At 46.9% G+C, this 23,820-nt stretch carries 23 protein-coding genes, 1 pseudogene and 1 riboswitch; of the genes and pseudogenes, 10 read left to right on the forward strand and 14 right to left on the reverse strand.

The window, feature by feature from the left end; all coding sequences use genetic code 11:
* Nucleotides 1–15: 15 nt before the first annotated feature.
* The 5 genes and pseudogenes from QUA13_RS18230 to QUA13_RS18250 all read right to left on the reverse strand — a co-directional run.
* The gene (locus QUA13_RS18230) at nucleotides 16–1,776 is read right to left on the reverse strand and encodes an ABC transporter substrate-binding protein (protein ID WP_333200727.1); all 1,761 of its coding nucleotides are present in this window, start codon (nucleotides 1,774–1,776) and stop codon (nucleotides 16–18) included.
* Between the two features lie 40 nt (nucleotides 1,777–1,816).
* Nucleotides 1,817–2,425, reverse strand: a complete 609-nt coding sequence (locus QUA13_RS18235) for a PIN domain-containing protein (protein ID WP_333200690.1) — start codon at nucleotides 2,423–2,425, stop codon at nucleotides 1,817–1,819.
* Nucleotides 2,400–2,918: a hypothetical protein gene (locus QUA13_RS18240; protein WP_333200692.1), complete on the reverse strand. Its 519-nt coding sequence runs from the start codon at nucleotides 2,916–2,918 to the stop codon at nucleotides 2,400–2,402. The genes QUA13_RS18235 and QUA13_RS18240 overlap by 26 nt, the downstream gene beginning before the upstream one ends.
* 44 nt (nucleotides 2,919–2,962) lie before the next feature.
* A complete protein-coding gene (gene ispF / locus QUA13_RS18245) occupies nucleotides 2,963–3,442 on the reverse strand; it encodes a 2-C-methyl-D-erythritol 2,4-cyclodiphosphate synthase (RefSeq protein ID WP_006635867.1) in 480 nt (159 codons plus the stop codon).
* Nucleotides 3,443–3,576: 134 nt separating this feature from the next.
* Nucleotides 3,577–4,025: pseudogene (locus QUA13_RS18250) on the reverse strand (IS1 family transposase); the annotation flags it as partial.
* Between the two features lie 81 nt (nucleotides 4,026–4,106).
* On the opposite strand from QUA13_RS18250, the gene QUA13_RS18255 reads away from it, so the two are divergent.
* The 3 genes from QUA13_RS18255 (at nucleotide 4,107) to QUA13_RS18265 (ending at nucleotide 6,258) form a co-directional block, all read left to right on the forward strand.
* Nucleotides 4,107–4,256, forward strand: coding sequence for a hypothetical protein (locus QUA13_RS18255; RefSeq protein ID WP_333200695.1), 150 nt, complete (start codon nucleotides 4,107–4,109; stop codon nucleotides 4,254–4,256).
* A gap of 197 nt (nucleotides 4,257–4,453) precedes the next feature.
* Nucleotides 4,454–5,602, forward strand: a complete 1,149-nt coding sequence (locus tag QUA13_RS18260; RefSeq protein WP_333200697.1) for an AAA family ATPase — start codon at nucleotides 4,454–4,456, stop codon at nucleotides 5,600–5,602.
* Nucleotides 5,603–5,607: 5 nt separating this feature from the next.
* Nucleotides 5,608–6,258: a DUF3226 domain-containing protein gene (locus QUA13_RS18265; protein ID WP_333200699.1), complete on the forward strand. Its 651-nt coding sequence runs from the start codon at nucleotides 5,608–5,610 to the stop codon at nucleotides 6,256–6,258.
* Nucleotides 6,259–6,540: 282 nt separating this feature from the next.
* Here the strand turns inward: QUA13_RS18265 and psbA are convergent, their stop codons facing one another.
* The 4 genes from psbA to cobG all read right to left on the reverse strand — a co-directional run bounded on the left by psbA (nucleotide 6,541) and on the right by cobG (nucleotide 10,788).
* Nucleotides 6,541–7,623, reverse strand: coding sequence for a photosystem II q(b) protein (gene psbA / locus QUA13_RS18270; protein WP_172186093.1), 1,083 nt, complete (start codon nucleotides 7,621–7,623; stop codon nucleotides 6,541–6,543).
* A gap of 228 nt (nucleotides 7,624–7,851) precedes the next feature.
* Complete coding sequence (locus QUA13_RS18275) at nucleotides 7,852–8,562, reverse strand: precorrin-2 C(20)-methyltransferase (RefSeq protein WP_333200701.1); 711 nt, start codon at nucleotides 8,560–8,562, stop codon at nucleotides 7,852–7,854.
* Entirely contained in the window at nucleotides 8,559–9,188 is a 630-nt protein-coding gene (locus QUA13_RS18280; RefSeq protein ID WP_333200703.1) for a precorrin-8X methylmutase, read from the reverse strand. Before QUA13_RS18280 ends, QUA13_RS18275 begins: the two co-directional genes overlap by 4 nt.
* A 148-nt stretch (nucleotides 9,189–9,336) precedes the next feature.
* The gene (gene cobG, locus QUA13_RS18285; RefSeq protein WP_333200705.1) at nucleotides 9,337–10,788 is read right to left on the reverse strand and encodes a precorrin-3B synthase; all 1,452 of its coding nucleotides are present in this window, start codon (nucleotides 10,786–10,788) and stop codon (nucleotides 9,337–9,339) included.
* Between the two features lie 42 nt (nucleotides 10,789–10,830).
* Nucleotides 10,831–10,910, reverse strand: a riboswitch (adenosylcobalamin-variant (AdoCbl-variant) riboswitch).
* A gap of 204 nt (nucleotides 10,911–11,114) precedes the next feature.
* On the opposite strand from cobG, the gene QUA13_RS18290 reads away from it, so the two are divergent.
* The 5 genes from QUA13_RS18290 (at nucleotide 11,115) to QUA13_RS18310 (ending at nucleotide 14,509) form a co-directional block, all read left to right on the forward strand.
* The gene (locus tag QUA13_RS18290; protein WP_333200707.1) at nucleotides 11,115–11,519 is read left to right on the forward strand and encodes a hypothetical protein; all 405 of its coding nucleotides are present in this window, start codon (nucleotides 11,115–11,117) and stop codon (nucleotides 11,517–11,519) included.
* Nucleotides 11,520–11,686: 167 nt separating this feature from the next.
* The gene (locus QUA13_RS18295) at nucleotides 11,687–12,184 is read left to right on the forward strand and encodes a GNAT family N-acetyltransferase (protein WP_333200709.1); all 498 of its coding nucleotides are present in this window, start codon (nucleotides 11,687–11,689) and stop codon (nucleotides 12,182–12,184) included.
* Nucleotides 12,185–12,204: 20 nt separating this feature from the next.
* Nucleotides 12,205–13,413 carry a precorrin-6y C5,15-methyltransferase (decarboxylating) subunit CbiE gene (cbiE, locus tag QUA13_RS18300; protein WP_333200711.1) on the forward strand — a complete coding sequence of 403 codons (1,209 nt, stop codon included), beginning with the start codon at nucleotides 12,205–12,207 and terminating at the stop codon, nucleotides 13,411–13,413.
* Between the two features lie 287 nt (nucleotides 13,414–13,700).
* Entirely contained in the window at nucleotides 13,701–14,087 is a 387-nt protein-coding gene (locus tag QUA13_RS18305) for a DUF433 domain-containing protein (RefSeq protein WP_333200713.1), read from the forward strand.
* On the forward strand, nucleotides 14,084–14,509 hold the full coding sequence (locus tag QUA13_RS18310; RefSeq protein WP_333200715.1) for a type II toxin-antitoxin system VapC family toxin: 426 nt from the start codon (nucleotides 14,084–14,086) through the stop codon (nucleotides 14,507–14,509). The genes QUA13_RS18305 and QUA13_RS18310 overlap by 4 nt, the downstream gene beginning before the upstream one ends.
* A gap of 17 nt (nucleotides 14,510–14,526) precedes the next feature.
* Here QUA13_RS18310 and QUA13_RS18315 read toward each other — a convergent pair whose 3' ends face one another.
* The 4 genes from QUA13_RS18315 to QUA13_RS18330 all read right to left on the reverse strand — a co-directional run bounded on the left by QUA13_RS18315 (nucleotide 14,527) and on the right by QUA13_RS18330 (nucleotide 22,239).
* A complete protein-coding gene (locus QUA13_RS18315; RefSeq protein WP_333200717.1) occupies nucleotides 14,527–17,967 on the reverse strand; it encodes a DNA methyltransferase in 3,441 nt (1,146 codons plus the stop codon).
* A gap of 32 nt (nucleotides 17,968–17,999) precedes the next feature.
* On the reverse strand, nucleotides 18,000–18,122 hold the full coding sequence (locus tag QUA13_RS18320) for a hypothetical protein (protein ID WP_333200719.1): 123 nt from the start codon (nucleotides 18,120–18,122) through the stop codon (nucleotides 18,000–18,002).
* Nucleotides 18,123–18,287: 165 nt separating this feature from the next.
* Nucleotides 18,288–21,008 (reverse strand): cyanophycin synthetase, encoded by a 2,721-nt coding sequence (gene cphA / locus QUA13_RS18325; RefSeq protein WP_333200721.1) that lies wholly within the window; start codon nucleotides 21,006–21,008, stop codon nucleotides 18,288–18,290.
* A gap of 337 nt (nucleotides 21,009–21,345) precedes the next feature.
* A complete protein-coding gene (locus QUA13_RS18330; RefSeq protein ID WP_333192946.1) occupies nucleotides 21,346–22,239 on the reverse strand; it encodes a cyanophycinase in 894 nt (297 codons plus the stop codon).
* On the opposite strand from QUA13_RS18330, the gene QUA13_RS18335 reads away from it, so the two are divergent.
* Together QUA13_RS18335 and trmD are read left to right on the forward strand one after the other, a co-directional pair.
* Nucleotides 22,238–22,411, forward strand: a complete 174-nt coding sequence (locus QUA13_RS18335) for a hypothetical protein (protein ID WP_333200723.1) — start codon at nucleotides 22,238–22,240, stop codon at nucleotides 22,409–22,411. The two genes, QUA13_RS18330 and QUA13_RS18335, sit on opposite strands and share 2 nt — an antisense overlap.
* A gap of 160 nt (nucleotides 22,412–22,571) precedes the next feature.
* Nucleotides 22,572–23,246, forward strand: coding sequence for a tRNA (guanosine(37)-N1)-methyltransferase TrmD (gene trmD / locus QUA13_RS18340; protein WP_172192804.1), 675 nt, complete (start codon nucleotides 22,572–22,574; stop codon nucleotides 23,244–23,246).
* Between the two features lie 306 nt (nucleotides 23,247–23,552).
* Here the strand turns inward: trmD and QUA13_RS18345 are convergent.
* The coding region (locus QUA13_RS18345; RefSeq protein WP_333200725.1) for an ISAs1 family transposase at nucleotides 23,553–23,820 on the reverse strand (268 nt) is incomplete at its 5' end.

Consider the following 23,820-nt stretch of genomic DNA (forward strand, 5'->3'; position numbering starts at 1 on the left):
AGTGCTGACTAATAACTATTCTGTTATCTTCAGCTCGTACAAATTCCAGAAAGCACCGCCGAGGGCACTGTAGCGAATTCCCGAAATGCGATCGCGCACCGCCTCAAAAGTCAGCGGATTCACCATATAAACAAAAGGCACTTGTTCAGCTATAATCCGCTGGGTCTCCCCATAAAGTTCCTTGCGCTTCGCCTCATCAAGCTCTTGGGAAGCCTTCACATAAAGGTCATCGATTTTCTGCTCCCAGTCGTACACTTCCCAACCTTTAATCGGCGGTTCTCCGGCTTGCGGGCCCTGGTTGAAACTGTGCAAAGTCCCATTGACCGACCAAATATTGTAGCCGCTGTGCGGTTCAGTACCTCCCGTAAAAGCGCCGAGGTAAGTATCCCAATTCCGCGTCAACCGCAGCTTTTCCACATAAGTGTTAAAACTCAGGAACTGTGTATCAACTTGCATCCCCAGTTTGCCTAAATCTTGCTTAATTTGCGTTCCCATTTGTTCCCGAACTTTTTTACCCGCAGCCATCAACAAAGTAAATCGGACTTTGTTGCCCTCCACATCCAATAATTGACCCTCACTATTATATTTGAAACCAGCACTTAACAGCAACTCTTTGGCTTTTTGCAGATCGTAACTGTAAGTTTTCAATCCCTGTTCTGGGGAAAGGTAGAATGGACTTTGCGCCGGAATTGGGGAATGCAGCGGTGCCCCAAGTCCGCGATAGATATTGTTAGTCATGGCGGATCGGTTGATCCCGTAGGCGATCGCCTGCCGAAATTCCTTAGTCGCGAACCACCGAGACTTAACCGGGTCTACAAACGGCTGATTTTGAGCATTGCGCCCCTTATTCAGATTGAAACACATAAACACGCTGCCAGTATCCGGGCCACCGTTGAAGACCGTATATTTGCCGCGTTTTTCCTCCCGTTTCAGCAGCGGAAACACTTCCGGCTGCACGTCCAGAGTATCCAAATCGCCAGAGCGAAAATTCAGCAGTTGATTGTCAGTATTTTCGATAATTTGCCAAACTATTTGCTGGATGTAAGGCTGAAGGTTTCCCTCAGCATCTTTGCGCCAAAAATACGGATTTCGTTCCAAAACAACGCGCTGATTAGGAGTATAGCTCAGCATTCGATATTGACCGTTGCCGACAATTTTTTGAGGATCAGTATCCGTGTCCCAAGTAGTCAAGAATTTAGGTTTGCCATCTGCATCTGTATTCTCTACAGATTCCTGTAAAATATGAGCTGGTAAAATAGGGATTCCCCCAGCATATCTAATAAAAGGAGCAAAGGGTTCGGCAACGGAAAATTCAACGCGGCGGCTGTCAATTTTTTTAACTTTTGGGAATTGGCGACTCATGCCCACCCTCAGAGTATCTTTCAAACCGCTAGGAATTTTGTCATTGAAATAAATCTTTTCATAGCTGAAGATAATGTCATCAGTAGTCATCGGTTCCCCGTCCGACCATTTCAAACCCTCTCGCAGGGTGAAGACAATCTTTTTGCCATCTTTAGACACTTCCCAGGACTCGGCTAAACCGGGTTCTAACTCCGATGTCAAGCCATTTTCGTTGATCAATCCCTCGTACATATAGCCAAAAACGCTGTATGCAGATTGATTTAGGGGGTAGTTGAAGGTGGCCGGGCCGCTGGGGGTGGGAACGATGAGTCTGTTTACTAAGTTCGATCGGGCTGGAGTGCACGCAGACAGAGTTATAGTGGCAATTGCCGCCAGTACAATCGCCAGCCAGCGCAGTTTTGAATGTAGCATCATAGAAATTTTCATAATTTTTTAGTTTACCACCTGCGTGCAACTATGACTGAGATTGTAACCAACCGAGAAAGTCTCCAGTACGCGAAAAATACTTTGTTATCCCTACTTCCCGCAAAGCATCTTGAACTTCTGGTAGTTTGCCAAATTCTTTGACGTTGCCACTTAGAAATACTTTGGTTTCTGTGGGGCGCAAGCGGGCATGACTCAAGATACAGTGTAAAATCAAATTATCTGTTGGGTCTTTTTCGATGATAGTTGTGTTTAAGCTTGCTTCGATAATCTCTGTATTTAATACAATCATTTCTGCATTTTGCGACAGAATATAAATTGCTTCACGCAAGCGAAATTGAATTTCATCTATTCGATTGCTATAGTAAATCAATGACTGTTCTAGGTTAAAAGATAGAGATGCGACCTGTTCAGATGTCACATCTCGCTTTGTTTGACTAATTTGACACGTTAGCTGTTCCTTAAACTTGTTTTGTCGCTTCACCTCGTCCTCTAAAGCCGACAGAGACTCCATATAACAAATGCTGGGTATGACCAACTGAACTGATGACGATAAATCCCGCAGCAACATAATTGCTTCAGCCTCGCGCCCTGTAGCAATACTCATCAAAAAGTTAGTCTCGATATATAAAATTGCCACCTAATCTCACTTCGGATTTTGTTGTTCCACCTGCTAGCATCGGCAGCAAACCGATTTCTGCTATCTGTTTAGACGCTGGGGGAGTTTCTGATTTCCAGTGATAGGCTAAGTCATGCAGCCACGCTTCTACCAGCGTTTCAATCGTATGTCCAAATATGCTTTTGCTACCAAAGTCAGGCTGATAATAACGAAGTATTTCACCAGTGTTTAGAGAGCAAACAGGTTCAGATAAATTTACGCCGTCCCATTTGAAAATCAGAATTTGTTCGGTGTCAACAAACATAGCATAGGGAATGACTGTGCGTTGTTCAGACATCTTCGCTAACGCAGCTTTCATCCAAGATATCATGTAAGCAGCAATCCTCTGCTTTGCTGCTGTTTCTTGAGCTTGAATAATTTTGACCTCGATTAGCGCGACTATGCGATCGTCCTTATCTAGAGCAATGATGTCAACGTCGATCGGCATTTCGATTTCCAAGTCTTCGGCGATCATAAATTCGACTCCTAATTAAGTAGAAAATATTCATAACTTGACAGCTATTTTAGCACTAACAAAACTACAGCGTAAGCTGCGATTCCTTCTTCTCTTCCCACCGGCCCTAACTTTTCGTTTGTAGTAGCTTTGATGCCGATTTGGTCTGGTTTTAATTGTAGGACAGTAGAAAGCCGATCGCGCATTTGCTCAATATGCGGTTTCAGCTTTGGACGTTCCGCCACCACCACGGAATCAATATTGCCGATTTCCCAGCCTTTATCTAAAATTAACTGATTGACTTGTGCCAGCAATACGAGACTATCAGCCCCTTTCCATTTCGGGTCAGTTGGCGGGAAATAAAGACCGATATCTCCTAAGCTGAGAGCTCCGAGCATCGCATCCATGATAGCGTGGGTAAGTACGTCGGCGTCGCTGTGTCCTAATAAGCCTAATTCGTGGGGAATGTGCACGCCGCCGAGGATGAGGGGGCGTTCTGGAACTAAGCAGTGAATGTCGTAGCCGTTGCCGATGCGGATGTTCATGTGAATTTAAGGTTGGGGACAAGCCGAGACTAGACAATTATTTTACATTCAGTCTGGAGATAAGTAAATTTTGGCGTTGGTGAACTGAGGTGTGATTTGGCTCTCACCGCTGACGGAGACAGGTCGAAGAGCGTTCAAATCAGAGTATCTAAATAATTACTTGAATATTGAATGGGAACGTCCGAGAATTTGAGGAGCGTGAATTAGTAAACGAATTGAATGTTTGAGAATTTCTTCGTATTGAGAATAACAAAGAGATTTTATCTTCAATCGAGCAAGATAGTGTCTGAGTCTTGTATTTTCACCTTCAACTGCAAGTCATATAATTTTTACCGATGATTGAGTGACCATCTGGAATAAACATTGAATAAACTTTCAGGCAATTTGTTACATAAAAATAGCATTTTTATTTTTCAACATCCCATCAATGTTTAAATGTTTGGGCATCATGGTCTCCTACAGCCCAGGCTAAAATATCGGCGTTGAAGTAGTCTACTGCTATCCACAACCAGACGCAAGTTTTTTTTGAGCCAATAAATGTTTCTAATTCATCTAGTTCTACGACCTCGGGAATTGTGTCTGGACGGACGATATTTCAAAAGTTTGAAAACCGAGATCCCTTTTTTGGCACGCTACATATAGTGTGCTTGCGTAAGTCCTGTATGTGTTAGTTTATCGATCGTCCCAAGAAGAACCCGATCGCCTCCTCAAATCTAGTTATTCCCTAGATGGCGAAGAAATCGTCCCCGGCTTTACTCTCCCGATTGCCGAGTTTTTTCAGAAACTGGGTTTTTCAGGAAAGTGCGATCGATGATATTGCGATCGGCAAAGCACAGGTATCGGGTGTGCTTTGCTACGAGATGTAATTATTCGCACTCTGCAAGATGCTGAGATTGCGGGATACGGGCAATTATTGTCTACGGTATCTCGGAAGATTTTGTTAAATTATTTTGTGTGAAGTTATACCAAGATATGATATAAGCTAGTTAGAAAAACTTATAGGAATATTGTATGCTGGAGTCCTTTCAGATACACAACTTTAGGCTCTTTCAACACCTTGAAGTTAGAAAGCTGAATCGTGTCAACCTGATTGTTGGCAAAAATAATGCTGGAAAGAGTACGTTTCTTGAAGCCGTAGAACTCTATGCCAGCAATGCTTCCCCTACAGTCCTGCTTGACCTTGTAGAGTCTAGGCAAGAGACTTGGTTTAGTGAAGCTCAGCCACATTCCCAAAATTTTATTAGTAATTCTGTGCGACATCTTTTCTGCGGTCACAAATTACCTATAATTGGAGAAAAGGGTATTTCTCTTGGAGAAGTCGCTTCAAACACAAAGCTTCATATCAGTGCCGCTGCATATCAGAATAAAAATGATGATGAAGGCACGCTCAGGAAAATTCGTATTTCTGAGGTGCAACTTGATGAAAACCTATCAAATGTTGAAATTTTTCTGATAGCAGAGGAAGGTGAAAGAACTAGAAGGCTTTTTAGTTTAGACTTAGACAATAAAGATCTGAGAGAGATCCGACGTCGCAATAGAATGATTTCTGGTTCTGAAAGGAAGGAATCCGAGTTAAAATACACATGGCAGATTGTTTCGACCGAAAATATGCCCAATCGAAAATTAGCTGCTCTTTGGGATTTAACGAGCTTGACAGATTTAGAGTCGGAGGTTATTTCTGCTCTTGGCCTAATTAACGATCGAGTTACTGGAGTGGCTTTTGTAGAGAATAATGCAAGTGACTTTAGAACTCGAGAAAACGATCAGCGTATTGCTCTTGTAAAAATCAAAGGCATAGATGAGCCATTACCTCTCAAGAGTATGGGAGATGGTATGACTCGTTTGTTCCATATAATTGTTGCACTTGTAAATGCTCGAAACGGACTGCTCTTAATTGATGAATTTGAAAATGGATTGCACTGGAGTGTTCAACCCAAAGTTTGGGATATAGTTTTTCAGCTATCAGATAAACTTAATGTTCAAGTCTTTGCAACCACTCACAGCCGCGATTGTATAAAAGGTTTCGACCAGGCATGGAATAACTATCCTACGCTTGGTGCTTTCTTTAGACTTGATGAAAAGAATGGGTTAATCAAAGCTACAGAATATACATCGGAGACCCTAAATGATTCGATGGATATGGATGTGGAAGTGCGGTAAGTAGTATGAGCGATGTTTGCAAGCAAGATACAGATAAAGTTTTACTTGTTGAAGGAGTTAATGATTGCCATGTTGTTATGGCTTTATGTAAAGCTCATAATGTTCCTGAGACTTTCGGTATATATGAATGTGGTTCAAATGTCGGCGTTTTAAAACGATTAAATGCGCTGATTATACGTCCTAATCCTCCTCAAGTAATAGGAGTTATGCTTGATGCTGACACTTCTGTTCAAGGCCGATGGCAAAGTATAAAAAGCAAGTTACAACATTACAGTTATACGTTCCTGAACAAACCTGATGCTGATGGAACGGTAGTCGAGAGCTCTTCAGATGAAGAACCTAAACTGGGATTTTGGCTCATGCCTAATAATCAAGATTCTGGTATGTTAGAAGACTTTTGTGCGGAACTTGCACAGCCAGAATCTTTGGCACTTGCGCGAGAATGTGTGGAACAGGCGCAGGCAAGGCAGGTAACAACATTCAAAGAAGTGCATCGCAGTAAAGCAGTGATTCATACATATCTTGCTTGGCATGATGAACCTGGTTATCCCTTGGGAAAAGCAATTACAAGTCAAGCTCTTCGTCCTCACACAGATGTCGCAGTAAAATTCACTAATTGGTTAATACGTTTATTTGGGGAAAAATCAACGATGTAATACTCCCGATCAGCTTCCAGTTATGGTAACGTGATTGGCAAGGTAAAGACATCCGATATAGGGTAGTACGATCGCTCTAACACCAACATACAATCCCATTTAGAATTACTATTAATTTTGATTGAGGAATATAAAACCAATTTTTGTCACCTTTATTGGAATAATAACTTAATCTGACTTCCTTTGGAGAGTATTAATTTTATGATTATATAGTAGTCTTAGCAAACAAACAAAAAGCGCCCCTATTACTAGGAGCGCTTTTTGTTACTCAAAGACTAAAACTTAGCCGTTGATAGAAGGAGCAACCATTGCTACGGGAGTTGTTTCGCCAGCAGCCAAGTCGAGAGGGAAGTTGTGAGCGTTGCGCTCGTGCATTACTTCCATACCCAAGTTAGCGCGGTTGATGACATCAGCCCAAGTGTTGATGACACGACCTTGAGAGTCGATAATCGATTGGTTGAAGTTGAAACCGTTCAAGTTGAAAGCCATCGTGGAGATACCCAAAGCGGTAAACCAGATGCCAACTACTGGCCATGCACCTAACAAGAAGTGCAAAGAACGGCTGTTGTTGAAAGAAGCGTATTGGAAAATCAAACGACCGAAGTAGCCGTGGGCTGCGACGATGTTGTAGGTTTCTTCTTCTTGACCGAATTTGTAACCGTAGTTCAAAGATTCGGTTTCGGTTGTTTCGCGAACCAAAGAGGAAGTAACGAGAGAACCGTGCATTGCAGAGAACAAAGAACCGCCGAAGACACCAGCTACTCCCAACATGTGGAACGGGTGCATCAGGATGTTGTGCTCGGCTTGGAACACGATCATGAAGTTGAAGGTGCCGGAGATACCCAAGGGCATACCGTCAGAGAAGGAGCCTTGTCCGATGGGGTAAATCAAGAATACTGCGGTGGCTGCTGCAACTGGTGCAGAGTAAGCGACGCAGATCCAAGGACGCATACCTAAGCGGTAAGACAGTTCCCACTCACGACCCATGTAGCAGAAAATGCCGATCAGGAAGTGAAATACTACCAATTGGTAAGGGCCGCCGTTGTACAACCACTCATCGAGGGAAGCTGCTTCCCAGATGGGGTAGAAGTGCAAGCCGATGGCGTTGGATGAAGGAACAACTGCACCTGTGATGATGTTGTTGCCGTACATCAAGGAACCTGCTACTGGTTCGCGGATGCCGTCGATGTCCACGGGAGGGGCAGCGATGAAGGCGATGATGTAGCAAATGGTGGCGCTGAGCAAGGTGGGAATCATCAAGACGCCGAACCAACCTACATAAATGCGGTTCTCGGTGCTGGTGACCCAGTTGCAAAACTGATCCCACAGGTTGGCGCTTTCGCGCTGCTGTAAGGTTGTTGTCATGGTTTTATGATTGCTTTATTGATTTGTCAATGTTCGTGACGGGTTTGTGTTCCGCCATGTAAACAAATATAAAGCATATTCTAAGGTTTGTAAAGTATTTTAACAACAGATTAACTGATGCAAGTTATAAGGTTAAGTTATCAATATGAGGAAAGCTGGATAAATGGGCAAGAATGCACAAAAAAGTAGGGAAAGCCTGGAAGCGCGTCGCCTTCAGGCATGGAAATATTAAGATACAGACTTTTGCTGACTGGGTATCATAATCAGAGCCCAATAGGGAACTTCAGCGGGATCGACATCTACGATCGCCCGAATTCGCTGATTCGGCATAGTTGCGCGTTCTATATACAGTGCTCGATCGAACTGTCCCAACTCAATCAGCACGTCCCGGACTTTCGCAAAATGCCTGCCCAGCTTAATAATCACCGCAGCATCAACAACCGCCAGCCGATCGCGCAAAACCTCAGCATCCAGCGTCGCAGGCATAATACTTAACACATCGTTACGATAAGTCAGCGGCACTCCCAACGCAGCCGCACTCGCCATTGTCGAAGAAATTCCCGGCACAACTTCAGTGGTAAATGTCGCCGACAAACGGTTGAATAGATACATAAACGAGCCGTAGAGAAAAGGTTCGCCCTCACACAAGACCGCCACATCCCGTCCCTCGCTGAGGTGTGCCGCAATTTTCTCCGCTGCAATATCGTAATAAGGTTGAGACGATCGCGTCGGACTAAAAGGCAGCGGCATCGGAATCTCAATTTGCTCCGGGCGCAGATAATCTGCGACGATCGCCCGCGCCAGTACCTTACCATTTTCCATCGCCGGATAGGCAATCACCGGCACCGATTGCAAAATCCGATAAGCTTTCAAAGTAATCAACTCAGGATCGCCAGGGCCAATACCCAAACCGTACAATTTACCAGTAGCCTCAGTCATAATTCATCCTTTTTCGCTAACGCATTCACGGCCGCCGTTGCCATTGCACTGCCACCGCGCCGCCCGTGCAACGTAATAAATGGCACTCCCCGACTGTTAGCAGCCAGTTCGGCTTTGGATTCAGCAGCCCCCACAAATCCTACCGGGAAACCCAGAATTAAAGCCGGTTTGGGTGCTCCGGCATCCAGCATTTCCAGCAGTCGGAACAAAGCAGTCGGGGCATTGCCAATTGCCACAACCGCACCCTGCAAGTTGTCCAGCCATAAATCAAGCGCCGCGGCCGATCGAGTATTTCCCATTTGCCGCGCCAACTCCGGGATTTCGGAATGCCAGAGGGTGCAAATCACCGGATTGTCAGCGGGAAGGCGTTTGCGAGTGATGCCTTCGGCCACCATCCGGGCATCGCAGAGAATCGGCGCACCGGCGGCGAGGGCTTGGCGTCCGCAGGTTGCGGCCCCCGGCGAAGCTGCTAAATCTGTAACAATATCGGTCATGCCGCAACTGTGAATTAGTCGCACGGCTACCGATTCTAAATCGGGCGGCAAGGTTGACAAATCTGTTTCGGCTCGAATTGTGGCAAAGGATTTGGTGTAGATTTCTGTTCCGTCTCGAATGTAGTCAATCATTGTTTAAAACTGCTATGGGAAGTTTGTGGGATTTGTGAAATAGATTTTTTGAATTAACCGCGAAGATGGAAAGGACGCGAAGGAAGAAACATCGAGAGATATAGAAAGAGAAATGATTAAAACTTGTCAGTTTTAATGGAATCTTTTTTCACTTTAAATTCCCATCTTCGGTGCTCAACAACTCCTGCAATTGGTCGATCGGCAGGCGATCGACCAACTCGCCAAATGACTCCAATGGCTCTCGAAACCGCTGATACACCTGCAACATTCGCTCGATCGCACCGGGCATCTCGGCGGCACTAACCGCCGCACAAATTGGTCGCCCGAAGGGCAAATCTTTTCTACCCGCATAAATCTTGTAACCTTCGATCGCCTCGTCTCCTCGCTCAATCTGAATTCCTACCAGCGTGATATCAATTGGCCGGTGCTGGGCGCAGGACTTTTCGCAACCGCTGAAATGAATGTTAATCGGCAAGTCGATCGTCAATTTTTGCGCTAAATCCCTCGCCATCGCTAAGGCGTGACTTTGAGTATCTGTCGCCGCCGACGCACAGCCGCTGCTGCCGGCACAAGCCACCAAGCACGAATCTAGGCGAGTCGCCGATGAGTGCAATCCCAAATCGCCAACTTGCTGTGTTACCTCAAAAAGCTGGGAGTTGGGGATGTCAGAAATCAACAGATTTTGCCACGGCGTAAGTCTCAGGGTACCACTGGCTAGATTTTGGGCTAAATTTGCCAAACTCCGCAGTTGTTTTGATTCTAGCCTACCTAGGGGCAGTGCAATTCCCATGTAGGAGAAACCGGACTGTTGCTGAGGATAAATGCCGAGATGTTGGTGATTGGGGATGGATTTTTCAGATGAGGCGATCGGGCTTCGCTGCACTACAAACGGTAAATTCCTCTCTACCCTTTCTAGATAACTTTCAGCGCCCCAATCTGCCAGCAGGTGACGCAAACGCGGTTTTTTGCCATTAATTATAGGCAGATTTTTTGTGTATTCAAGATAGGTGCTAGCGAGGGCTGCTAATACTGAAATACATTGCGATTCTTGGATTAAAATCCCTGTCTCGTCGTTTAAATACAGCCGAAAAACGATTTCTGATTGGGTTGAACGCCCTTCAGCAGCTAATAAAATATCGTTGCGTAAATCGCGAATCGAAACCGATTCCCCGCCGTCAAAGCCAATACTGAACTTAGGCGAAAGTTCCGACAATTCGGGATGCGTTTGCAGGTAATCATCCCAAGCTTTCACTAGCGGGCGAGTATCGAGTAGTTGCTGTCGATCGATCCCTGCTGTCGGACTTGCCATAATATTGCGAATCGGGTCAACTTCAACGCGGCGAGATGCCAATCCCAATTCCAGCAAATCTTGCCAAAGTTCATCAGAAACTGGCGAATTCAAGTCTCGAATTTGCAAATTCGCCCGATTCGTTACTTGCAAACAACCGGTACTGTATCGATCGACCAAATCCGCGATCGTCCGACACTGCTGCGCGTTTAAAATTCCCCCCGGAATCCGCATTCTCGATAATATTCCGTCTCGGGCGCGGGAACCGTAAAATAAACCAGGACAAGTCGGCAATTCACTCAAAGCTAACAAAGAAACTCCTCCCCGTGCGACGCAGGGAATCTAAAGTAAACTCCTGAAATCGGCATTCTGACTTTGACAGTTGCGGCACAGCGCCGGAATTGCACCGGACTTTCCCGCTTTCAGGTTTAAGAAATCTATCACAAGTCGATCGGCATCAGCCAGATCGATCGAGTTTCTTAACAAATCTCCGGGCGAGCTCGCCTGTTAGGGGGGAAATTCGTTTTATTATCTTGCTGATTCCTGAATAATTTTTTATAATCTATAATCGAAGTCAAAATCACTCTAAGAGTGCGTGAGTTCTAACTTCTGCTATAAAACCTGCCATCGCGTTATTTATGACAATTGAAGAATTGCAAATCAAACTCGCAGATATCAATCACCTTGTTGAAACATTCCAAACATCAGTAGGTTTGGAAAAATACTACTCGGATGACACTGTGATGATTGAAGGAGATGGTACGATTACTAGCGGCAAAGAAAACTGCCGCCAAGGAAGAGAAATCTTTTTTCAAGAAATGTTAGTTGAGTTTCGAGAATCAAAATTAATTAGTCAAGACATCGCTGTTTCAGCCGACAAAAATTATGATTTTGTAGTAATTTCCAATTGGTACAATGATTACACCGTTAAAGTTGAAGGTCAAATCATTGATTCCAAAAGCAACCAAATCTCGATCGGCTATTGGAAAGATGGTTTGGTAGTCAAGGAAAGTTACAATTACCCAGTGATTACGGTGGTTTAACGCTGTTTGTTAATTAGAGTTACGCAAAACCTGCATAAACCGGGTTTTTTGCCTTATCTGCGCGCGATAACCAAGTATTGTCGAAAAACCCGGTTTATGACCACCCGTGCGTCCTGGACTAATATTGATAAGTGCGATCGTTATTGAACCTGAGAAAAATAATTCGCATGATACTTGAAACTCAGAGATTGGTTTTGAAACCGATTGTAGAGAGCGACCTCAACACGCTCCACGGAATGTTGACTAATTTTTATGTGAGGAGATATCTATGTGACGGCGAAATATTGTCGCTACAACAAGTGGAAGAAATGCTGGCAGAAAACAAAAAGCTTTTTGAAGAAAACAAATTCGGTTTGTGGTTTATCGAGACAAAGAACGATCGAGAAACTATTGGATTTGTTGGTTTGTGGTATTTTTTTGAAGAAGCACAGCCCCAGTTAGTTTACGCACTGCTGCCGAAAGCACTTAAAAAAGGTTACGCTACTGAACCATCAACCAAAATATTGGAGTATGGTTTGAATGAACTTGGCTTGGACTATATTGTCGCAAGCTGCGATCGCCCAAACATTGAGTCGCTTAAAGCCGCAGAAAGACTCGGAATGAGGCAAGTAGAAGAAAGAATTATGAATGGAAATCCGATATTATTCTTTAGAATCGATAAGTAGTAATTAGCAGTAAGGGCGCAATGCACAAATGGCTTTCGGTGGTGGGGATTGGCGAAGACGGACTTTCGGGATTGAGTGCGATCGCCCGTTCCCTACTCGATCGATCTCAAGTCGTTGTCGGCGGTGCCCGTCACCTAGCAATGCTACCAACCGACGACACCCGCGAACAATTGCTTTGGGCTTCGCCGATACAAGCAACAGTCGAGGAAATCATCCGCCGCCGGGGACAATCTGTGTGCGTGCTCGCAACCGGCGATCCCATGTGTCACGGTATTGGCGTCACGCTGTCGCGCCAGATTCCTATTTCGGAAATGACTGTAATTCAGGCTGCATCGGCTTTTAGTCTTGCTTGCGCCCGTCTGGGCTGGGCTTTGGCGGATGTTGAGACTGTCAGTTTGACAAATCGCCCGATCGCATCGATCGCCCTTGCTTTGTCTCCCGGCGCGCGGTTGCTGGTTTTAAGCGCGGATCGACACACGCCGGGAAAGGTGGCTGAATTGTTGACACAGCGGGGGTTTGGCAGCAGTTTGATGACCGTGTTCGAGCGGATGGGAGGGAACTCGGAACGGCGGATCGAGGGGGTAGCAGCAGCCTGGAATGCAGCGGATTTGGCGGATTTGAACACGATCGCGATTGCAGTTGCAGCCGATCGACAAACTCTTGTCCTCCCCCGAACTGCGGGTTTGCCGGATGCTGCATATCACCACGACGGACAACTTACCAAGCGGGAGGTTCGAGTCGTTACTCTGTCAGCGTTAGCACCGATTCCCGGAGAGTTGCTTTGGGATGTGGGGGCTGGCTGCGGTTCGATCGCGATCGAATGGATGCGGAGTCATCCTCGGTGCAGGGCGATCGCGATCGAACGCCACCCAACTCGGCTGCAATACATCGCCGAAAATGCCTCTACTTTCGGCGTTCCCGAACTCCAAATTGTCGCGGGAGAAGCGCCGGAAGCCCTGACAGATTTGCCTCAACCGGATGCCATTTTCATCGGCGGCGGTGTCACCGCAGAAGCTGTGCTGGAAACTTGCTGGAATGCTTTAGGTGAAGGCGGCCGATTAGTTGTTAATGCGGTGACTGTTGAGAGCGAGTTTAAAGTTTTGCAATGGCACGATCGTTATGGTGGGGAACTAATTAGAATTGGGATTCAGCGAGTAGGGGCGATCGGTTCTTTTCAGGGTTGGAAACCGCTTGCACCGGTGACTCAGTGGGCGGTAGTTAAGGGGTAAAAGGACTTACCCAAGGCACGATCGAAGAAAGCGGGTTTTTGACGAAATCTGCGGGCTGTAACGTGTCTTCTGGGCAAAAAACCCGCTTTCTGGGCCCCCATGCGTAAGCCAAAAGGTAAAAGGCGATCGATCTATTTCCATCTTTGATATCTAAGTGAATGAAGCAGTTATAAACACGGCGATAACGTAATAGCTTCTTCAAATCTAGCAATATAGAATACCCGATAGGCGTCTTCTGTCCACTATGCTAAGATGAAGGCTGGTTTACATTTTCTGATGAGGTCGTTATGACCAGTTCGCTGTCTCCTACAAGCATTTCTCGCTATGTCACCCGCAATCCTGAAGTTTTGCAGGGAGAACCGATTATTGCAGACACTCAAGTTACTGTACGGGATATTGTGGTGTTTTGGAAATCAGGAATCAAGCCTGAAGAAATTCCACAGAAGTTACTGCAACTCGTGACGGCAGCTCAAGTGTTTGATGCGATTAGCTTTTATCTGGACAATCAGCCAGAAATAGACGATCGGATTGCTTGGTATGAGGCGCGTCCGATGTTGAATGTTTCACCTCTTTTGAGATGTAATCCGTTGCTGAATGAAGTCACGAAATATGTTGAAGTATATCGCCACGATCGAAATGCCGATATCGATTTTCCTGAGTCTGAGACTCTATGACTCAATATATTCTCGATACCGACCATATCACACTTCTGCAACAATCTAATTCACTCATATTGCAACGTTTTGAAACTCTCCATACCAGCGATGTTGCTATTACTGTCATCAATGTTGAGGAATTGATTCAGGGCTGGTTCAATGCAATTCGTCAAGCTTCGCAACCCGGACAGAAGCAACGCTTAACTTGGGCTTATGTGGGTTTGAGTTCGGCTGTTAAATTTCTCAACGATTTTCTCGTTCTGGATTTTACCGAGTCAGCTTACGAGCAATATTTGGCGCTGCGCCGTCAGGGAATACGAATTGGGACACAAGATTTGCGGATTGCGTCCATTGCTTTGGTTAATAACTCAATTCTCGTGACCCGAAATCGACAAGATTTTGCACAAGTGCCAGGACTGGTTTTGGAGGATTGGACATAACAATTGCCAAGCCAAGCTTATCCGGCATTCCCAACTTCTGCGAAGTGCCAGAATGTGATGCCACCTTCATTATGACTGAGCAAAATCCCCAAATCTTCCAGGCTTTCTAGACAATCGAGAATGACTTTTTGTTTGCGATTGGCCCCTTTGAAATGGGCGGTGACTTGGGCGGCTGTCCATTCGCCGGTTTGGGTGCGGAATAAGTCGCGGATGGCGGAAAGTTGCTCTTTGAGGGTTTTGGGGAAAGGTTGTTGTTCCGTGGGGGCGATCGGGGTTTCGGTTTCGGTGGTGATGCCTGCAAGGGATGGTTGCACGTAGGTTTCGCCTGGGGCTTGGTAGTCGGGACGCAGCCAGCGAATCAGTCCGTTGCGTTCTTCCTCGGCGCGTTGGGCGTTGAGGGTGACGAGGTTTTCGAGGATTTGGTCGTCGGTGAGGGTGGGTTCCCAACCATAGGCGGCAAATACGGCGGCATCGAGTTCGTCGTGGATTTGTTTGAGGGTGGAGACTAGGGCTTTTTGGTTGAAGGCTTTGTCTTTGTCGTTGAGGGGTTCGCCTTGGCGGAGTTTTTCGAGGAGGTTGTACATCCCGGTGATGGTGACTTCGGGGTGAGTGGTTTGGACTCGTTTGCGGTGGCTGTCGAGGCGTTCTCCGAGTTCTCGGATGGTTTGTTTTTGGGTTTCCGTGGCGTCGGGGAAGGGGAAGGGATCGAAGCAAACGGAGTTGTTGTAACGCGGATCGTTACCAACACCCAATCTTCCGCCTGCTGCCAGCGACCAAGTAACATGAACTCGGCTAGAAAGCACACCTAAATGATAAGCATCTTCAGAAGCGATAATAGCAATGCTAATTTCAGAGCGGATACCAGTCTCTATGAAAACAAATACGCGATGCTTGGCCGTTAAGGAAGTAGCCACGTAACGATTCAATCCTGAGATAGCATTTCTCAACTTTTCATTGCTCCTTCTTGGCAACCACCAAAATTTACGGAGCTTGGGATCGGGATTGACTTGTCGATCTGGATAAACATTGTCAAAAAGGTGTTGGTATATTTCGGGAACGTGATTTAGTAAATCTTCTTGAGACCATCCGAATGTATCAATAGTAAATAGGTTACGATTTCTCTCTGTAATGTCTCTACCGTTTAAAATTCTGAACAGTAAGTCCTGGCTCCTAGAGTTGGCAGCAACGATTTTATCTCGTTCGGATTTGTCAAGAATAAATCCTCGACTTCCTTGAGTTAATCCTGTATTAGCAAGCAATATATTAGATTTTAATGGTAGCGCATCAAGAATAGGAACTCCTACTGATAAATCGGCTTTAATTATTCCATACATCTCATTAAAAATGAGTTGAGCTTCTCCCGAATCATCGTCACTATAACTTTCTTGGTGTACAGTTGCTCGTTTCCCTTTCATAGCCCCCAAAGTCGCGACCGTCATCGCAATTCTAACTGCCGCACCATCAGAAGTCTCAACCCAAGGATGATCGGGAACAGCAAAAATAATAGAGACATTACCCTTATTATTCTTAGGATCAATATGTAGTTGTATAACTTTGCGATTGTAAATCTGCCTCAATGAGTTAGTCGAAATTAAGCCAAATCGATTAACTGTGCGATTTTTCAGTAGTTCGGCAGATTGGTGCCACCAATACATCACATAGTCTGCAGAATCAGGAATCTCTTTGTAGACTTTTCTAAGAGATTTGACGTATCCATCTCCCAGAAGATCTCTCATATTTATTTTTCCAATGAAAGGAGGATTGCCAATAATATAGTCAGCATTAGGCCAAACTCTTTTCCTGGGTTGAATATAACTCTTCTCCTGAACTCTCTTTGTCTCATCGGGAACTTTCTTGCCCGTTACTGGATGGCTACTAAAACTAATACCATCCCAACGAGTTATTGGATTTCCTTCATCATCATATAAAAGCTCCATCCTGTCATAGGCCAACACCGCATCATAGCATTCAATATTGTTGTACTCCCGCAACACCGGTTCGATCGGCGGAATATCGCCAAACCGCCGAAAATGCCACTGCAAATACCCAATCCAAATCACCAAATCTGCGATCGCCGCTGCCCTAGGATTGAACTCAATTCCCAAAAACTGACTGGGATTGACTTGAGCAATATCTAACCGCAACTGCGCCGCCCCGGTGACATCTTCCAAGCGCCGCAACACCTCCGACTCCAACCCTTTCAACAAATCCAACGTGACATAAAGGAAATTACCCGATCCGCACGCCGGATCGAGAATCTTCACCTGTTGTAACTCCGTCAGAAATGCTTCTAAAACTGAGCTCGCTTTTTTCCTTTGATTTGCAGTCGGTTCCGATTCCCCCGCGTTGAGCAACTGTTTAATCTCGGCTTGTACCGCAATCCAGCGATCGCCCAAAGGTTCCATCACCACAGGCTTTACCAACCTTTCCACATACGATCGCGGCGTATAATGAGCCCCCAACTTACTCCGTTCCCTCGAATCCAGCGCCCTTTCCAACAGCGTCCCAAAAATCGCCGGTTCCACATTGCACCAATCCCGCTTCGCCGCCTGCAACAACACTTCCAACTGCGCCTTTGTCAAAGCAAACGCCTGCGACTCGGCAAACAATCCGCCATTAAACCGCAACAGTTTGCCATGAAAGCCAAAACTCGTCCCCTCATTCATCGCCTCCCACAGCGCCTCTACCTCCGGCTTAAACGTCTTCGGGTTGAGAATCCATCGCGTTTCCAGCGCCTGCGTAAACAAATGTTCCTTCAGCAACCCCACATCCTCAGCAAACATGGTGAAAATACAGCGCATCAAAAACTGGGCGACTTGCTGCGGATCGACATTCGCCTCCATCCGCTTTGCCAACTCTGCCAAATCCGCCGCCACTTCCCGCGTCACCCGCGCCGCAATTTTCTCTGGATTGCGCTGCTGCGGATTGCTAAAAATATCGACAAACAAATCGAAAACATCGGCTTTCCGCAACTCGATTAGCCCGATTTCTCGCCGCGCCCCATAGCCGCCATAATCGCCGCTAAAACCCATCCATAATTCAAAATGATCGCCAATATCGCAAGTTAACAAAAACGGCGGTTTGCTGCTGAGACTGCGGGTATAGGCGATCGCCTGCACAAACGCTTTTTCCATCTCTCGCAAATAGGTATTTGTCCCCCGCTTTGCTGTTCCCTTTTTGCTCGTTGTTCCGCCCTGTTTTGCCTCTATCAAAAAATGCGCGGCTTTGTAAAAATCAACAAACCCCGGAGTCACCTTGCCGCTGGGGTGAAAAATTTTGACATCTTTATCAAAGCAGTAGGGATCGTTGGGAATTCTGCCTTTATCAAAAGGGCGATCGACTCCCAGCGCATCGCACATTTCCGCAAAAAACAACTGGTAGTTTGCCCGTTCGTTACCGCTAGAACCTGCCCAGCGCGTGATGAATGTTTCGACTCGCGCCCGATCGGCCTCATTCATGCTTCAATCCTGCTGCTTGCTTTTTCCTGATTCTATACTTCTATCGGTTTGAATTGCCGATCGAGAGAGCGATCGGGCATGAGAGCGATCGCCACCAATCTCAAAAATATTCTATCTTTTTTCGGCTCTAAAAACAGGCTGCTAGTGCATGACAATGATTCAACGCAATCAGCTATTTGGTCAGTAAGTCGATCGATCTCTTTACCCTTTGTTCAATGCAATGCACAAAAAATTTTTCAAAAACAGTATTAATTTTAAAACAAATAGGTTGGGTTTAACACAAGTAAACCCAACCTATCAATTAAATGAGACTTAAGAGTTTAGCCTTGATTCACAACAGTCGGTTTTAAACTTTCCTGTGACTTCGATCGATCTAAACCATTTTGAACTTCCACAGATTCCTTAATCGGTTTCCGGGCTTCAATTAAACTCAAAGCTTTGTTCACGCTTTCAGGTAAAATCACGACCAAACTGCCGGCCGGCGCCTCATCTAAAGCCTTGTTAACAGCCGTTGTTTCGTCGAGAATCAACTCGTATTCAACTTGAGATTTGTTTGCGGTTCCTGCAGAAATCGCCTCTGCAATTCCCTGGCAAATTAACTGTGCCACAACACCGGGTTCTCGCCCGCGCCGATCGGCATCTTCCTTCACAATAATACGATCGAACATCTCGGCCGAAAGTTTGCCCAGCGTGACAAAATCTTCATCTCGCCGGTCTCCGGGGGCGCCGACAACCCCGATCCGCATTCCCGGCCAATTGAGCACAAAAGAACCCAAAGCCTTGTAGCTGTGGGGGTTGTGGGCGTAGTCGAGCAAAGCGTGATAGCTGCCCAATTTAAACAAATTCATCCGTCCGGGAGTTTGACCCACCGATGCTTGGAAGCTTGACAAAGCCGATCGAATATCTTCTATTTTCAATCCTTGGGCAAAAGCCGCCAAACAAGCTGCTAAAGCATTAGCAATCATAAACGGCGCGCGCCCGCCCATCGTCAGCGGCACGTTCACGGCTTGCTCGATTCTCAGCGTCCAATCACCTTTCAAGATCGACAAGTACCCGTTTTCGTAAATCGCTGCCAGCCCGCCCGCAGCGGTATGTTTGGCAACCAGTTCGTTGTCCGGGTTCATCGAAAAATAGGCAATTTGAGCCTTGACACGCTGCGCCATTTGTGCTACCAGTCGATCGTCTGCATTCAAAACTGCATAGCCTTTGGGCATTACCGACTCAACGAGGACGCTCTTGAGTTTGGCGAGCTGTTCCACGGTGTCGATGTCGCCAATTCCCAAGTGATCGGCCGCGACATTCAATACGACGCCGACATCGCACTGATCGAAGCCCAGGCCCGATCGCAAAATTCCGCCTCTAGCCGTTTCCAGCACCGCCACTTCTACCGTCGGGTCAGACAAAATCAATTGAGCGCTCTGCGGCCCGGTATTGTCTCCGGTTTCTACCAAATAATCGCCGATGTAAGTGCCGTCGGTAGTCGTGTAGCCAGTAATCTGACCGGTCTGCTTAACAATGTGGGCCAGCAGGCGAGTAGTTGTAGTTTTGCCGTTGGTTCCCGTTACCGCTAAAATCGGCACCCGGCTGGGTTGAGGCGAAGGGAAAAGCATATCGAAGACGGCGCCGGCGACGTTGCGGGGTAAACCTTGACTCGGGGCGACGTGCATTCTGAAACCCGGTGCTGCGTTGACTTCGACGATGACGCCGTTGACATCGCGCAGGGGTTGGGAGATGTCGGGAGTTACTACGTCAATGCCGGCGATGTCCAAACCGATAATTTTGGCGACTCTGGAAAACAGCCAGACGTTTTCCGGGTGGATTTCGTCGGTGCGATCGACTGCAATTCCACCGGTACTCAAGTTTGCTGTCGCGCGCAAGAATACTCTTTCGCCTGCAGGTACTACGGAGTCCATGGCGTATCCTTGTTTTTGCAGCAAATCCAGGCACAATTTGTCGATCGTGATCCGGGTGAGCACGTTGTCGTGTCCGTCTCCCCGCTGCGGGTCGCGGTTTACTTCTTCAATAAGCTGTTCTACTGTAGACCTGCCGTTACCCACGACGTTAGCGGGGACTCGTTCTGCGACTGCTATGACTTGCCCGTTGACTACCAATACTCTGTGGTCGCGGCCGACGTAATAGCGCTCGACTATCACGCTTTTTGTTTTTGATGCCGCGCTGGCTAAGTCGTAAGCTTCTTCTGCTGCTTCCCAGGAATTGATGTCGATCGTAATGCCGCGGCCGTGGTTGCCGTCTAGGGGTTTGAGGACGATCGGATAACCGCCGACATCTTCGATCGCCCCGCGCAATTCGTCCAAATAATTAATCACCGTTCCTCTAGGAACCGGCACGCCGGCGCTGCCGAGGATATTTTTAGTACCTTCCTTATCGCAGGCTAGTTCTACCCCCAAAACTCCCGTGCGGTTGCTCAGAGTTGCCTGAATCCGCTTTTGGTGAACCCCGTAGCCGAGTTGAATCATAAACCGGGCGCTCAAAGGTATCCAAGGAATGCCGCGAGATTCTGCTTCCTTGATCAGTGTTTCCGTGCTCGGCCCCAGGGCCGCCGACGCAGCAAACTCTCTAAGATCTCTCAAATCTTGGACTAATTCTGCTGCTGGATAAGTGCCTGTATCCGCAATGCTCTGGCACATCCGCACGCCCGCCCGGGCGGCATAGCGACCTGCTTGTTCGTGTTGATACTCGATTACTACTTGGTAAATACCTGGGGTCGCAGTCTCGCGGGTGCGACCGAACCCGACCGGCATTCCTGCCATTTGCTGAAGTTCTAGGGCTACGTGTTCGATTACGTGTCCCATCATCGTGCCTGCTTTGAGACGTTGCAGGAAGCCTCCCTTATGGCCTGGAGAACAGTGATGCTCGTCCAAACTCGGGAGCGCGGCGGTCAATCCTTCGTAGAAGCCAGGAATTTCAGATGTGGTTTTATCTGCCAATTCGTCTAAATCCAGACGCATCAGGACGAGTTTGTGGCGTCGGATGCTCCAGTAGTTGGGGCCGCGTAATGTCTGGATTTTAAGTATTTTCATGGCAGTTAGAGGGGTATGGGGCGCGAAATCTTATAGATAATTGAAGCATTTATTCAATTTCGATCTAGATTGCTCGATCGACTGTTCGCAGCGAACAGTTTGGGACTGAATTTCCAGTTATGGGCTACCCAATAGAAAATTCATCTCCCAGCGATCGGCTAGAAACAAGTACAGGTCAATGGCACGCAAAAACTAGAAGCCCGAAGGTAGAATTTTCTGTGATTCTGCCTTCTGGCGTCAGCCGTGGCTGCTTCGCAATCTATTATATTGTTGTATCCATGATTCGGCCGGAATGCCGCCTAGTATCTGCCGAATCAATGAGAAGATATTTTCTGCGTTAGTTGGCTGTGCGGCATTCGGGTGGCCAGCCAGACTCGGAGCAGGCTGCCGATGGCATTGGTTTGCCTAGGGGCATATTGTAGCAATCTCCGTGACAAAGAACGTGCAAGCGCATATTGAACAGACTTAAGGGTTCTGTCGCTCCTACCAGAGACTCATTGGTATAAAAATTTTCCCTAGAATCAACAATAGTCACAGTGCCTTTACCGAGAATTTTCATAGTATCGTCTCCCTCAAACAAGGCGCAAGTGTCTTCGTCAATACCAATAGCGATGCGATCGGGATGGCAAGCCACAGCCGACAGCAAGCGAGCCATGCGGTTACGGTTGTGAAAATGCTGGTCTACGATGATCTCAGGAATAATGTTAAGTCCGTTTGCCATGTCTACTAAAGACCGGTTCGGTGACGCGCCACTCCCGCCGCCGGCAATCATGTGATATCCCATCACCGCAGCACCAGCGCTGGTACCGGCGAGGGTAATCTTGCCTTCGAGAGTTTCTTTGCGAATTTTCTCCATCAGCGGGGTGTCAGCCAGCAGTCCGCAGAGCCTCAGTTGGTCGCCGCCTGTGATGAATACGCCCGTACAATCTTCTAAGTAATCTTTCCAGACGGGGTTTTCAGCTTGTTCGCGTTCGCGGATGTCCACTACTTTGACGGCGCTAACGCCCATTTCGTCAAATATAGTGCGGTAGCGGTTGCTAATTCCTTCGGGATCTCGCGAAGCGCAGGGAACGATCGCCAGCCGAGCGTTTGCACCCCCAGCGCGGCAAAAAAAGGTGTTCAAAATCTCTCGTCCGTGAACTTTGTCTTCGGCTCCGCCGATCACCATAATCGAGGTTTTTGTGCGCTGGGGAATATTGTGTTCGAGGGCTTGAGATGTCAACTGCTGCATGGTGTGTCTTCCTCTGTTGGATGTGAAATTCAATTTTGCCGTGGCTGTGGGTACAATAGGGCTTTTTAAGAATAAATATTTGTTTGTGCCAGCGAGGTGCGATCGCCGATATCACCTCGCTCGCAGTTGTTTGGCGGCGAGTTTACTTGCAGTCGCTGTCATGAAAAACTGATTATTGTTGTACAAAACGGGCCCGCCGACAAAGGAAGAGAATTTAACTTGCAAAAATTCTCAGAAATTATAAGAAATTATAAAGAATAAAGCAATTACTGAAAACTGAACTCCCTCTAAGGGTCAAACTAGAGGTGATGTATCAATAAATTCCAATAATTGTGCGATTTGACGTAGTTACATTATTTCCAGAATTTTTCCGGGCTCCCCTGGAGTCGGGACTGATGGGCAAAGCCTTAGCTAAAAAGATTGCTGAGGTGAATTTTGTCAATCCCCGCAATTTTACCACAGACAAGCACCAGCGAGTCGATGACGAGCCTTACGGGGGCGGAGTGGGTATGCTGATGAAGCCGGAACCGATTTTTGCTGCGGTGGAGTCGCTGCCGGTTTTGCCGCGGCGGGAGGTGATTTTGCTGACTCCCCAGGGGGAACCGATGCAGCAGGAGATGTTTCGGCAGTTGGCGGCCGATCGCGATCAGTTGGTTTTGATTTGCGGTCATTATGAGGGTGTGGACGATCGAGTGCTGCATTTGGTCACTCGCGAAGTGTCTTTGGGGGATTTTGTGCTCACGGGGGGCGAAATTCCGGCTTTGGCTTTGATTAATGGGGTTTTGCGATTGCTGCGGGGAACTGTGGCGAAGGAAGATTCGCTGAAGTTTGAGAGTTTTGAAGACGGACTTTTGGATTATCCGCAGTACACTCGACCGGCGGATTTTCGCGGATTGAAGGTGCCTGACGTGTTGCTGTCTGGTAATCACGCAGAAATTGCTCGCTGGCGCAGGGAACAGCAAATTGAAAGAACTCGATCGCGCCGACCGGATTTGCTAGCGGATTAGTTAACTCTTGACTATTAATAGTCTTGGTTGAGCATCGTATTTTTGACCGACTCAATTATGCTAAACAATCAACTTTTGTGCTGTGGGGCGATCGCTTTTTTGATAGCCGGTGAATTTACTGTAAATTTAACGGCTGGCAGTAGTGGTAAATGGTAAAATATTAACCGGAAAGCTTTGGCAAGAAGCAGCGGAGGAAGGAGCAGCGCGCGATCGTCTTCTTCTAGTTGTAGTTATCGTTCCAGTCGCTCTAGCATTACCTCGCCTAGCCGTTCTAGTTCTTCTAGTCTCAGGGTAAGAGCATCTCAATCATGCTTGACAAAAGCATTTGAGAATCTGCATCATATAGTCATTGTTCATCGCAGCCCGTTTGATTTTTTGTCGCAAACTACGTTGCAGAGTTGTTTCTTGGTTGACCGCATTAAGTGCGAGCCGTCTTACCAAAGCGAAGTTCTGGGGGCTATTCAACGAACGAATGCGACATTTCTCTTCATTGAAGCTCACATCTAAACTCCAATGCAGTTGGTTTTCAATGCCCCAATGTTGGCGAACTGCACGACCATTCCGCTTTAGCCTC

It is taken from the genome of Microcoleus sp. S28C3 (genome assembly GCF_036700785.1).
GTDB lineage: Bacteria > Cyanobacteriota > Cyanobacteriia > Cyanobacteriales > Microcoleaceae > Microcoleus > Microcoleus asticus.

What these genes read in the sequence shown, in the direction of transcription:
- QUA13_RS18230 (WP_333200727.1), bottom strand. Translation starts at nt 1,776, where the DNA reads ATGATGCTACATTCAAAACTGCGCTGGCTGGCGATTGTACTGGCGGCA.
- QUA13_RS18240 (WP_333200692.1), bottom strand. Translation starts at nt 2,918, where the DNA reads ATGATCGCCGAAGACTTGGAAATCGAAATGCCGATCGACGTTGACATC.
- ispF (WP_006635867.1), bottom strand. Translation starts at nt 3,442, where the DNA reads ATGAACATCCGCATCGGCAACGGCTACGACATTCACTGCTTAGTTCCA.
- QUA13_RS18260 (WP_333200697.1), top strand. Translation starts at nt 4,454, where the DNA reads ATGCTGGAGTCCTTTCAGATACACAACTTTAGGCTCTTTCAACACCTT.
- QUA13_RS18265 (WP_333200699.1), top strand. Translation starts at nt 5,608, where the DNA reads ATGAGCGATGTTTGCAAGCAAGATACAGATAAAGTTTTACTTGTTGAA.
- psbA (WP_172186093.1), bottom strand. Translation starts at nt 7,623, where the DNA reads ATGACAACAACCTTACAGCAGCGCGAAAGCGCCAACCTGTGGGATCAG.
- QUA13_RS18275 (WP_333200701.1), bottom strand. Translation starts at nt 8,562, where the DNA reads ATGACTGAGGCTACTGGTAAATTGTACGGTTTGGGTATTGGCCCTGGC.
- QUA13_RS18280 (WP_333200703.1), bottom strand. Translation starts at nt 9,188, where the DNA reads ATGATTGACTACATTCGAGACGGAACAGAAATCTACACCAAATCCTTT.
- QUA13_RS18290 (WP_333200707.1), top strand. Translation starts at nt 11,115, where the DNA reads ATGACAATTGAAGAATTGCAAATCAAACTCGCAGATATCAATCACCTT.
- QUA13_RS18295 (WP_333200709.1), top strand. Translation starts at nt 11,687, where the DNA reads ATGATACTTGAAACTCAGAGATTGGTTTTGAAACCGATTGTAGAGAGC.
- cbiE (WP_333200711.1), top strand. Translation starts at nt 12,205, where the DNA reads ATGCACAAATGGCTTTCGGTGGTGGGGATTGGCGAAGACGGACTTTCG.
- QUA13_RS18305 (WP_333200713.1), top strand. Translation starts at nt 13,701, where the DNA reads ATGACCAGTTCGCTGTCTCCTACAAGCATTTCTCGCTATGTCACCCGC.
- QUA13_RS18310 (WP_333200715.1), top strand. Translation starts at nt 14,084, where the DNA reads ATGACTCAATATATTCTCGATACCGACCATATCACACTTCTGCAACAA.
- QUA13_RS18315 (WP_333200717.1), bottom strand. Translation starts at nt 17,967, where the DNA reads ATGAATGAGGCCGATCGGGCGCGAGTCGAAACATTCATCACGCGCTGG.
- cphA (WP_333200721.1), bottom strand. Translation starts at nt 21,008, where the DNA reads ATGAAAATACTTAAAATCCAGACATTACGCGGCCCCAACTACTGGAGC.
- QUA13_RS18335 (WP_333200723.1), top strand. Translation starts at nt 22,238, where the DNA reads ATGGTGTGTCTTCCTCTGTTGGATGTGAAATTCAATTTTGCCGTGGCT.
- QUA13_RS18330 (WP_333192946.1), bottom strand. Translation starts at nt 22,239, where the DNA reads ATGCAGCAGTTGACATCTCAAGCCCTCGAACACAATATTCCCCAGCGC.